At 42.5% G+C, this 11,804-nt stretch carries 8 protein-coding genes; all 8 read right to left on the reverse strand.

Going from position 1 to position 11,804, the window contains the following annotated elements; genetic code table 11:
- Nucleotides 1-33: 33 nt before the first annotated feature.
- The gene (locus BUA78_RS15725) at nt 34-1,734 is read right to left on the reverse strand and encodes a glycosyltransferase family 4 protein (RefSeq protein WP_072916433.1); all 1,701 of its coding nucleotides are present in this window, start codon (nt 1,732-1,734) and stop codon (nt 34-36) included.
- 195 nt (nt 1,735-1,929) lie between these two features.
- Nucleotides 1,930-3,072, reverse strand: a complete 1,143-nt coding sequence (locus BUA78_RS15730) for a glycosyltransferase (RefSeq protein WP_072916435.1) — start codon at nt 3,070-3,072, stop codon at nt 1,930-1,932.
- A gap of 1 nt (nt 3,073) precedes the next feature.
- Nucleotides 3,074-5,044 (reverse strand): glycosyltransferase, encoded by a 1,971-nt coding sequence (locus BUA78_RS15735; RefSeq protein WP_072916436.1) that lies wholly within the window; start codon nt 5,042-5,044, stop codon nt 3,074-3,076.
- 206 nt (nt 5,045-5,250) lie between these two features.
- Nucleotides 5,251-6,180, reverse strand: coding sequence for a hypothetical protein (locus BUA78_RS15740; protein WP_072916438.1), 930 nt, complete (start codon nt 6,178-6,180; stop codon nt 5,251-5,253).
- Nucleotides 6,181-6,393: 213 nt separating this feature from the next.
- The gene (locus BUA78_RS15745; protein ID WP_072916439.1) at nt 6,394-8,253 is read right to left on the reverse strand and encodes a hypothetical protein; all 1,860 of its coding nucleotides are present in this window, start codon (nt 8,251-8,253) and stop codon (nt 6,394-6,396) included.
- 216 nt (nt 8,254-8,469) lie between these two features.
- Nucleotides 8,470-9,225, reverse strand: a complete 756-nt coding sequence (locus BUA78_RS15750; protein ID WP_072916441.1) for a CsxC family protein — start codon at nt 9,223-9,225, stop codon at nt 8,470-8,472.
- Between the two features lie 216 nt (nt 9,226-9,441).
- Nucleotides 9,442-10,215, reverse strand: coding sequence for a CsxC family protein (locus BUA78_RS15755; RefSeq protein WP_072916443.1), 774 nt, complete (start codon nt 10,213-10,215; stop codon nt 9,442-9,444).
- A 109-nt stretch (nt 10,216-10,324) separates the two neighbouring features.
- Nucleotides 10,325-11,804 (reverse strand): CsxC family protein (locus BUA78_RS15760; protein ID WP_175549045.1); only part of this gene is annotated, 1,480 nt, incomplete at its 5' end.

Below are 11,804 nucleotides of genomic sequence, written 5' to 3' on the forward strand. Positions count from 1 at the left end.
AAATAAAAAGGGTTAGCGGTAAGCCACAGGGAGTCAGCTGGTGACAATGAATTCTGGAAAAGCCACGGCATCGCCCAGTGTTTTAATGGTGTTATTGATTGCTCGTAGTTTTTCGTTGCTACCGAGTTGTTGGAACAGTAGGCCGTATAAATAATAAATATCCGTGTAGGAAGGATAGGCCTGGTAGCCCTTTTGCAGCAGGGTCTGCGCTTCGCTAAGGCGATTGTCCTTGAGTAGGCACCAGATTACCCATCTCAGGACGACTGCTGCTTCGCGGGATTGGCTTGTTTGATCCAGGTGTTTCTTAAATTTACTGATGGCCTCACCGTATTTTTCTACCAATATATCGCCGACAGCCTCACGGTAAGGGTAATTTTCCAAAGACCTTGTCTTAAAGCCACAATAAAGATAATCACTTTGGCCGCTTGTGGCTACTATGCGTTGGTAGGCGGGGTACCAGCGCATAACTGTTAAATCTTCACCAATCTGATAGGTGAAGGGGAGGTAAATCAAATCTGCAACAGTTCCCCTTAGCAAACAATCAATGGTTTGTTGGTCCTTCTGGCTAAATTCTTCGGGAATCAGTTTAACCCAATCGGAGGGACTGTTGATGGCTACCGGTTCATATAGAGCAACTTTTCCATAAAAATTTCGCAATTGAGGAATAATGAGACTCCATTTAAACCGGGCAGCAGTTTGATAGCCCTGTTGCTGCAGGTGCTGGTAAAGCTCCCGATTTTCCAAGAGTAAGATAATTTTCTCTGCCAGGGCAGTGGTATTGCCTGTCTGGAAGAATAAACAGTTCTCGCCATCCAGTCCGTAGGCTTTAACACCATCATTCGGTGTGGTAATAACCGGTGTGCCGCAGGCCATAGCTTCCAGGGGAGGCAGGGGGAAGGTTTCATATTCCGAAGCACAGACATAAATTCGCCCTTGACGGTATTCCTCTCCTAGCTGGGGTTGGGAAGGATTTACTACCACTTCTCCCATAGAGTTCAAAGGGGGGTGCTGGGTTATCCATTTAAACTGAACGTTATATCCTTTATTCTGGACTAATTGGCAGGCCTGCCAAATGTCTGGGATACGTTTGAAGGCGGTATGTTCACTGCCTACTCCCAGCACATAAGAATCCCTGGAGTCAGACTCCTTCGGGAAAAATATTTGATCATTTAAGGCATTGTGAAAGACCAGAGCTTCTCGGTGAAAAATTTCTTGAATCTTTTTTGCTCCAGTTTCTGAACAGGTAATGATATGGGCGGGCAATTGATAAAGTCGATAGATTAAATCTTTTTTGGCTGAATCAACGGTAGCCCAATCCCACAGGTGGAAATCACCTTGCTCGAAATAGACCACCGGTGCAATACAAGCCTCCACACAGGCACTAAGTTGATCCCAGTAAGTGGCCACAAGTACATCGGTATCATGGGGAATTCCCCGGGCTAGTTCGATACCAAAGGGTACTTGAAGATAATCTGCCGTAATAGAAAACCAATCTGGCTGGGGGAAGTGGGATAATAGGCTTACCCGCAGGCCTTGTTTGACCAACTCGTTGGCATGCTCAAAGAGGACCTTGACCCCGCCGCAGACACTGACGTGTCCCAGTAGATACACCACATGTAGGGGTTGCTTAGTTGGGCAATTAGATATCGTTTGCAGGCGTTGCTTTTGGATATATTTGAAACGAGCCAAACGCCAGTGAAACTCCTTAGTTCTCAGCTGATTGATTAAATACATCCTCAATCCCCCCGATTTTGCATTAGGGTATAATCCACTATATGCTTCTATTTTTTAAAATTACCTGGAAGAATAGGCTGATTTCATAAGCTGATAAAATTTCCATATCCCAATTGGTTCTAGCAAAAATGAAAAAGTTTTTCAAACAAGAAGAAGGAGCAGTCCTGGGGAAACTGCTCCTTCTTCCCATATTATTTATTGGGCACCTGGAAAGTAAATCATCATCGTTTGTATCATTTTATTATAGGCTGCTTCAAATGGTGTCTTTTTCAGTTGATCAAAGACGTTATTTATCGCTGTAAATGCTTGGGTTTTTTGTCCTGCCTTTACCAGCTCAGCAGTTTCTTGCAGCAAACTCTCCAGAATCTGCTGAATGGTGTTGAGGGGCAACTCTTTGGCAACGCCCTGAACCGAAAACAAATGGATTGGTGGGGGACCCATTGCCAGACATTGATTGAAACAGGACAAAGCATCGGTAAATCTGTCAGACTGCTGATAAATAATGCCCTTTAGATAAACAAGGTCTGTATAATTCGGGTACACTTGAAGAAATTGATTGGCCAGATCCAGACCTTGTTGATACTGCTTTAAAACCGTGTGGCAATGAACCATACTGCGGATCATAGCCGGGGCATAAGATTCCTTTAAATCAGTTTTGGATAGTGATTGCTGGTAAAACTCCAGAGCTTTTTGGTGCTCCCCCAGTTTTTGATGTTCCACGGCAATATAAAAGGGAAGAAAGCCGGTGTCACCGTAGTTCTTCATGGCCTTGTGGAGTATTTTAAGGTTTCGTTCTATCTTATTTTTATAGAGGGTATCGTCATTTTCGTAGCCGTGATGATAAATGGTAATGGTAGAGTGACCAATGGCTTCCTGGGATGAGTGACGAATCACGGCAGGTAAAATCTGCTCATGAATGGGACATTCAAAGCGGTGACAAGGAGCGTTGCGAAATAGGCGAAAGCCTTGAAAGCTGGTACTGGGACGATTGTTAAACATGTTAATAATTTTTACCCAGTAACCGGTATATTTTTCATGCTGTACAGCTGTCTTTAATTCAGAGGCGGTTGCTGTGTCTAATTCTTCATCACAGTCTAAAAACAAAATCCAATCGCCGGTAGCTTGTTCCAGGGATTTGTTACGGGCCAGGGCAAAATCATCCTGCCAGAGGTGGTGATAGACTTCCGCCCCTAACCCTTCGGCAATTTCTACGGTGAAATCTGTAGAACCGGTGTCTACAACCACAATTTGATCCACATAGGGCTTGGCACTTTTTAGACAACGCTCTATATTTTTTTCTTCATTTTTGGCAATGATGCAAAGGCTGATGGTGGGCAATTTAATGAACCCCTTTCAGCGGAGTGTTCTTCCTTAATTTCATTTGTAATTCCAATAACCGGCGGTTAAACTCCGGGTTCTCGGGATAGTGTTTCAATGCCTCTTGAACCATGATCAGAGTTTGCTGCAGGTAGATCTTTTGTAATAGTTCTTGATAACGGATTTGGCTTGGCATTATTTCTAAAGCTTGTAATATTACGGACTGAGCAGAGGTGTATTCGTGATTGCGATAAAAATATCGTGCTAAGGCGTAATAGTGATCCGAATCCTGATGGCCCTTTCCCATATCACCCAGGGTCAGCCTGGCAGCCAATTCAAACCTATCATCATGTTCTGGTTCTGCTACCAAGAAAGGTATTTGGCTCTCAACAGAATGTAGATCGCAGGAATTGAGAAGTTTAATAACTAATGCAAAACTTTTCTGAGCTAACAGGCCATTTACTATTTCGTTAAAATAATAGTTATGATGGTTAATTTCGTAAGCTGGGGGTCGATTCATCACAATATCATTGATAGTTTGCAGATATTTAAGTAGTTCCTCGTCTAATCCAGAGCTTATAGTAAGATAGGGGGAGGCATCCTTCGCCGGAGATGACGTCCAGAGGGAAAACACCAGTTCTTGTAGAATTGTTTGTTGTAAGCCCAAATCAGGGATTTGTTTTAACACCTCATAGGCTTCAGCAAAGCGTCCTGTTTTTAGCAAGGCTCTACTCTTATATTGAGCCAGGTCTGGTCTTTCTCCTGGCAGGTTATCTAACAACTGAGAGGCCATTTCATATTCTTCTATTTCATAAAGCATCCGTGAGAGCATTAGTTGTTCAGTTGCTTTGTTGGAGTGCCTGATATTACTTCTTAAAACTGCATAAACCTGTTGTCCATCTTTAAGGGAATCTTTCAAGATATGAGCCAACTGAATATAATGCTTCATATCACTATTTTTACCCTTGATAACTTGGATTTGGTGTTGCAGAGCCTTCTTGTACGCCCCTTCCCGTTGATAAATTTCGGCCAGTTTGGCATTGGCTAGGAAGCTTCCCACGCCTGTCCGGGAGGTATAGCGGCCTTTATTTTGCTCGCCCAGTTCCAGACAGCGGGTAAAACAGCCTTTGGCTCGCTTGCTATTGCCTAGCTGGTAAAAGAGCTCTCCTTCAATGAAGTGAATGTCTACATAATCCGGGTAGTGAATTTTGCACTGTTCTAAATACTCCACGGCCTCGTCTAACCTGCCCATTTTTAACAGACAGGAGATTAAAGAAACAAAAATACTGGGAGCATACATGGCTCTTAGGTTTACATGCTGCAGTGCTTTGTGGTAATGTGCTACCGCCCCTTCCGGGTCGTTCAGGTTAACACAGGAACCTCCCAGGCTGTATAAATAAAAGGGGTTGTTAGGATCTTCTGCTACCAGTTTGGTGTTAATTTTATGATTGCGCTGAGCTTTGTTTTTTGCTAGAAATTCCGCGGTCAAATAGCCATAATGAAGGATACTAATACCGCAGTTGACCACCGGATTGCCGGTGGCCTGGGGGGGAATGGCGCTGATAATTTGCTCGTGCAGCTTGCCAGCGAAGCGATAGGAGGGTTTGTTTCTAAACATCCGTACATTTACATGCTTTAAAGGATCATTGCCGTCTGTTAGGTTGATAATTTGAAATATATAGGCCTCGATGTCTGGCCTTTGGGTTAGTGATCGGAGACGCTCACTGCAATTAGCTTCCAGCTCCTCATCGGCATCTAAATACAAGACCCAATCACCGGTTGCTTGGTCCAGACTGTAGTTACGGGCAGCGGCAAAGTCTTCCTGCCACTGATAATGAAATATTTTTGCTCCAAACTGTTCTGCTATAGCGATGGTATTATCTTCTGAGCCGGTATCGACGACAATGATTTCATCTACACAGTCTTTGGCACTATTCAAGCACCGGGCTAAATTTCTTGCCTCGTTTTTAACGATCATGCAAAGGGAGATCATGGTACTCCTCCTAAGAAAGTTATATGTCATCATATGTCGAAGTGGAGGAGGGCGTGAAAGTGAACTCGTTCAGCTAGAACTGAACATCCAAACTTCAGGTGGGGATTCTACCTCACCTGAAGCAGAAAAGTACAAACTCCACCCTTCTAGAAGGTGGAGTCTTAAAATTTGATAAAGAAGCCAGTAGCCGAAGCTGCCGGTTATTTTTATAAACAAGGGAAAGTGGCCACAGGTACCCATTCTGCAGACTTAAATTCGTTAACCTTGTTAAAAGCACAGTCTTGCGTGGCGGCATAAACCTGCATCCTGGGATCACTGAGAATCGCTCGAATTTCTATGTTGCGACGGCCAGTGCCAGGAATGGTAACAGTTTCCTCGAGGATACAGCAAGGGGTGTTAATACTGAGGGTAGCACTTGCCCGGGCAACAGAACAGTTCGGTCCGACTGTTCGTATGTTGAAGGTTACCGTTTGCGGACTGGCGGTGTTATTTAATGCCTTTAAGAGAATCGTTTGCTCGGCGCACTCCACCAGGAAGGGACCGGTGGTAAAAAGGTTGGCAAAACCCTGGTTGGCAAGAATTAAGCTGATCTCAGATTTAATTTCAACCAAGCCGAAGGTGGGATTATCCAGCATATCCTCAATGCCGGCTACGATGGTTTCAATATTAGATACCTCGGATTTAATTTCTTCCAGGCCAAAAGTGGGACTAAAAACAGCGGATTCAATGGCAGATACTTCAGATTTGATATCGTTCAGCAGTGTAATTGGAATCTCAATATTAATATCTCTTACAATATCCAGGATTTCTGAGACTTCGAATTTAATTTCCTCTAGGCCGAAGGTGGGGCTGAAAATTGCATTTTCAATGTTTTTGATTTCACATTTAATTTCCTTAAGGCCAAATTTGGGGTTACAGAGAAGCTGCTCACATTTGCCGACTTCTTTTTTTAGGATACACAGTACCTTGATAATTTTCATCAACAGCTCTGAATCGTGACCACACTGATGGCAATCTTTACAATGGTCCTTGCAGTTGTCCTTGCAATGGTCTTCCTCGAAGAAATCATCACATTGGTGTTCATGATGATGTTTATGGCCAGGTTTCCAGGGATTAATTTCGTCCCAGTTCCACATGTTGTTAAAACCTCCTTATAAACCCTAATTTTATTACATAATATGTAAAAAAATGATGAATGTTACTGTATTGGAATTTATAGAAAGAATTTATTAGAAAAACTTGGTTTACGCCAAGTCCTTGACGTACCCTATAGGTCATAATCTAAAGGTCACGGGCAGGCAAGCAGGCAAAAAAAACCGGTAACCATAGGTTACCGGCAGAGGGGATGATTAGCCAGCACAGAATGTGCCCAGTGGTAGGAAGTCTGCAGAAAGAAATTGTGTATATTTTGTTTCTAATCCAGGTGAGCCAGTTGTGGCGTATAAGAAGAGACCAAAGGTAGAACTGGTTTGAGCATTGATGATGGTGCTTCCGACGTGACTTGAGATGTTTACTATTTCGGAACTAGCACAACAACTGGGGATATTGGGGAGTCCCACGGTTGCCAGTATCGTGCCACCGGGACAAGGTGAGTCATTATCAATGGCCCTGACAGTGAAGGTGACACTCTGGGGTGTTCCAGTTGCATTATAAGCTTTAATTTCCAAGTTAACTTCCAAGTCGGTCTGTAGGAAAGGTCCAGTGGTCAGGTTCTGGGCAGCACCTCGGGAACTGAACTGCTCGAATTCAAATACTAACTGAGATACCTCCGACTTAATTTCCTGTAAACCAAAGGTAGAGCTAAAGACTGCCCCTTCAACGGCTGAAATTTCAGCTTTAATCTCACTGAGTCCAAAGGTTTCACTTAGCAGAAGCAGGATGCTATCCAGTGTAATTTGTCTAATTTCAGTGGTTAAGGCCAGGATCTCCGAGACTTCGGACTTAATTTCCACCAAACCGAAGGATGGGTTATTAATTTCGGTTAGGATACCACCTACAATGGTTTGGATGAGGGAGATTTCAGATTTGATTTCCGGCAGACCGAAGGTGGGGTTTAATACAGCGCTTTCAATGGCGGAAACTTCGGATTTAATTTCCTGTAGGCCAAAGGTAGAACTGAATACGGCGGACTCAATGGCAGACACTTCAGATTTGATATCTGAAAGCAGCGTAGTGGGGCAGACAATATCTAGATTGCTGATCATCGATAATATTTCGGATACTTCAGACTTAATTTCTTGTAAACCAAAGGTGGCATTAAATACAGCACTTTCAATGGCGGAAACTTCGGATTTAATTTCTTGCAGGCCAAAGGTAGAACTGAATACAGCGGACTCAATGGCAGACACTTCAGATTTGATGTCCGAAAGCAGCGTAGTGGGGCAGACAATATCTAGATTGCTGATCATCGATAATATTTCGGATACTTCAGACTTAATTTCTTGTAAACCAAAGGTGGCATTAAATACAGCACTTTCAATGGCGGAAACTTCGGATTTAATTTCTTGTAAGCCAAAGGTAGAACTGAGTACAGCGGACTCAATGACAGACACTTCAGACTTAATTTCCTGTAAGCCAAAGGTGGGACTAAGGACACCGCGCTCGATGTTCCTGACTTCCCGCTTAATCTCCTGTAAGCCAAAGGTAGGGCTAAAGATGGCTTTTTCAATTAAACGAATTTCCCGTTTAATCTCCTTAAGTCCGAATTTACCATGTTTTAGTAGACAAAGAATAACCTTAAGCTTAATACAAACAAAAACAAAACATTTGAGCCACCTGTCGTCCTGAACAGGCGGGCATTGATGATTGGGTTTACAAGGATCTGGTTTACAATGGTGCTTTGGTCCCCAGGGATTGTCGCAGGGTTTATCATTGCAGTCGTGACTTACATCACCATCACAGCCACAGCCACAACTGCTATCCCACTTCCCTACACAGCCACAGGAGGAGCCATCACCAGCCCAATTCATTATGTTTTCTAAATTCTCTAGGCCATTACCCAGATTAAATTTTTTTTGCAGTTTGGCCAAATCTTCCGCAATATCATCATAGAGTTCATCAACGATCTCATTGGGAAGACCATTGGACATTTCTTCCAAAAAATTCTCTGGCGACTCAGTTGGAAAGTCCTGGTTGCCATAAGTGGGGATTTTTTGCATCATAGAGTCTACCATATTTTTGACATAATGTTTAAATTCATCCCGGTTCATAAATTCTCATTGCCTCCCTTTTTAGTAAATGGTGAAGATTTATTGGAATAAATCCACTTTAAATATCATATTTTTATAGGTTCGTTTTGTTACCACGGGAGTACAAGAACTATATGTCTGATAATAAGAATAATAGTTACCCGAAGAATGCCTCCGAGTAACTATTATGGTCAGGATGTATAATTTGGCGAAAAATATAAGGCTAAAGGCCTAACCTTAAGGGATCGGTAATAGTACTTGCTGGTTTTGTAAAATTTTAAGAACCAGTTGAAGCACCGCTTTTTCTTCCACCTGTCTAAATTCCCCTTCTTCAAAGGGAAGATTCACGCCACAGGGACGCTTACGGTTGAGAAACTCATCATACTCTACGATTCTGGCACTGATTAGTTCACAAAAAGGAAGCTCGTTAAAGAATTCTTGGCTGACTTGGTTGAATTCAGATAAATCACTGGATAATAAGTGATCTTTCTCAGCAAAACCGGGGCCGTGTAAAGGCTGCTTTCTAAAGAAGGTAAACTCATTCGTGGTATTGGCTAATAAAGAAGCTGGGGAAGACCCGTTAAATACTACGGCAGTCATACATTTAAAGGGTACATCCACGGTACAATGGCGAATATCACCGCAAACTCCTTCCTTGTTAGAACAAAGACGTGTTGAATAGTCAATGTTTTTTCGTATGAATCCTTTGACAGAGAGCATTATTGGGCCACTGACCGCAAAGGGATCTTGCAGCAGCAGGCACTGGGTTACTTTTACCCGCTTTTTGATATCTTTGATTTCCAAGGCTGGCTCAGGCAGAGTAATGGTTGAGTCAAGATTGATCTGTAGTTGCAATTCGGCTAGTACAACGGGAATTTTAACTGTGGGGCCGGTGGTAATACCCACGATAGGCACTGTAGTGCTGGGGCACTCACATTGAGTACCTCCTGTAACTATTCCTGAAGGTTTAAAAGGTGGGCAGCAACGATCCATAAATATCCTCCTCTCGGGTTTTACTGCATGGTATGCAAAAAAACAGAGCCATGTTACAAATCCTGGAACAAAATATTTTTTATGGAAAAAACATTTAATTAGTAACATATTTACCAATTTTTTCATACCATGCAGTAAAACATTTCTCTTTACAAAAAAACAGCCCTGGGGCTGGAGACCCCCAGGACTGAGTGTGAAATTCTACAGGTAATTCGGTTAGGTACCGATCAGAACATCTTGATTTTGTAGTACCTTTAAAACAAGGGAGATAATCATTTTTTCTTCAATTTTGGTAAATTCTTTTTCTTCAAAGGGAATCGGTACGCAAGGTTGGTTACGGTTGAGAAATTCATCATATTCTACAATTCTGGCGCTAATTAATTCACAAAAGGGTAGTTCCGTGAAAAATTCTTGACTAACTTGATTAAATTCGGAGAAATCACCGGATAACAAATGATCCTTTTCAGCAAAATTGCCATCATGAGGTAGTTTTTGTTTACGGTAATATTCGAATTCGTCTGTGGTATTGGCAATGGGTGTAAAGGGGAAAGAACCGTTAAAGGGTACGTTTGTGGTGCAGCTGAAGGGAACATCCACTGTGCAGTGACGGATATCACCACAAACACCCGCTAGATTAGAGCAGCCACGGGTGGCATATTCAATGTTTTTTCGTACAAAACCTTTTAGGAATAGGGTTCCTGTGGTAGCTGGGACAACTCCAGTTAGGGGGGGTTCTTGCATCAACAGGCATTGGGTTACTTTTAAACGCTTTTTAATTTTTTTGATTTCCAGGGCCGGTTCAGGTAGTTTAATAAAAGAATCAACGTTAATTTGAACCTGGAGGGTGGAGAGTACCACCGGAATTTTTACTGTGGCTGGTAAGACAGTGACAGGGGGAGTGATGGAAGGAAAAGTACTGGGACACATTTCTTGCGTTTTGCCTATTACTTTCACACAGGCGGAGTGAACATGGGATCCGCTATTAGACATTTTTATGCCTCCTTTAATGTTTATACTGCATGTTATTCAATCTTTGTTAATGGTGTTACTTTATGCCAGGAAAGAAGGAAATTTTGTTTTTTCAGCAATATATTTACATCTAGCCCCCTGGTCCTTGTTCTTGATTTTCAAGGAAATTGGCCACAGCTTGGTACGATTTTTCAGTTACCACACCAATGTCCTTGTCGATGATGATAAATTCTTCTATAACTTCCTTAGGTTCCTCATTCACATGGTTTTCCATAGCCTCTGATTTGGAGTCCGCCAGTTCAAATAAATCAAAATTTTCGTTGCCGGAAATAGATGTATCATCCGATGTGTCCAAATATCTTAGGCCTGGAGCAGGGGGGATTTGTACCGATTGTTTTTGCAATAGTTTTACTGTCAAAGTGAGTATCATTTTTTCCTCTATACGAGTAAAAAGATGTTCTTCAAAGGGAGCTTCCTTGTTTACTTTTTGTCGATTTAAAAACTCATCGTATTGTACAATCCTACTGCTAATCAGTTCGCAATAGGGTAGTTCATTAAAATACTCAACACTTACTTGGTTGTGTTCTGACATATCAGAGGAAAGTAACTGGTCTTTTTCCGCAAACTGACCATGATTTAGTTTTTGGCTACGGAAAAATTGGAATTCCGCCATACTATTGGATACTGGTAGGACTGGGGGGGTATCGTAGGTTACGACCGTAGTACATGAAAAGGGAACATCCACGGTACAGTGGCGGATATCGCCGCAAACTCCTTCTTTATTGAAACAGCCGGATGTGGCGTAGGAAATATTTTTTCGAATGAAGCCCTTAAGGAACAAATTACCAGACCCACTGACAACCTCAGGCTCCAGTAGCAACAGTGATTGTATAAGTTTTGTTGAACTTAGGATTTCTTTAATTTCTAAGGCTGGTTGGGGGAGATCAATCCTGGCGTTTATATTTAGCTGTACTTGAAATTGAGCAAGGACTACCGGTATTTTCGTTAATGCACCGGCGGTAATAACAGGAGTATCGGCTAAATTACTTTCGCAATTGGTTACGGTACTACTGGTAACACTGACGCAGGTTGGACAAGAGTTATTGGGGTGGCAGTCTATCCCGGTATGACTGATATCCGTGGCAACCATCGGCTGCTCAGTTTCTTTTTCTTCACCCTCTTGAATAGAAATCTGAGGTGGCGAAGAGTTATCGGAGTGGCAGTCTACTTGGGGATAAGCATGATCAATGATAACCGGTGTTTGTTCAATTTCTTTTTCTTCACCCTCTTGAATAGAAACCTGAGGTGGCAAAGAGTTATCGGAGTGGCAATCTACTTGGGGATAAGCATGATCAATGATAACCGGTGTTTGTTCCGTTTCTTTTTCTTCACCCTCTTGAATAGAAGTCTGAGGTGGCGAAGCGTTATCGGTGTGGTCATCTACATCGGGATAAACATCATCAATTACAATCAGTGGCTGTTCAGTTTTCCAGTATTCATCAAAGAGATTTTTTTGAACAACCGTCCGAGGTAACGAAGAGTTATCGGGGTGGTCCTCTGCCTCGGGAGGAGCGTCATCCGCTAAGAGTATGGGCTGTTCAGCTTCTTTT

The organism is Desulforamulus aeronauticus DSM 10349, assembly GCF_900142375.1.
Classification (GTDB): domain Bacteria; phylum Bacillota; class Desulfotomaculia; order Desulfotomaculales; family Desulfotomaculaceae; genus Desulfotomaculum; species Desulfotomaculum aeronauticum.

Excerpts from the sequence above, each read along its gene's own strand:
- BUA78_RS15725 (WP_072916433.1), bottom strand. The coding sequence starts at position 1,734 with ATGTATTTAATCAATCAGCTGAGAACTAAGGAGTTTCACTGGCGTTTG.
- BUA78_RS15735 (WP_072916436.1), bottom strand. The coding sequence starts at position 5,044 with ATGATCTCCCTTTGCATGATCGTTAAAAACGAGGCAAGAAATTTAGCC.
- BUA78_RS15750 (WP_072916441.1), bottom strand. The coding sequence starts at position 9,225 with ATGGATCGTTGCTGCCCACCTTTTAAACCTTCAGGAATAGTTACAGGA.
- BUA78_RS15745 (WP_072916439.1), bottom strand. The coding sequence starts at position 8,253 with ATGAACCGGGATGAATTTAAACATTATGTCAAAAATATGGTAGACTCT.
- BUA78_RS15755 (WP_072916443.1), bottom strand. The coding sequence starts at position 10,215 with ATGTCTAATAGCGGATCCCATGTTCACTCCGCCTGTGTGAAAGTAATA.
- BUA78_RS15740 (WP_072916438.1), bottom strand. The coding sequence starts at position 6,180 with ATGTGGAACTGGGACGAAATTAATCCCTGGAAACCTGGCCATAAACAT.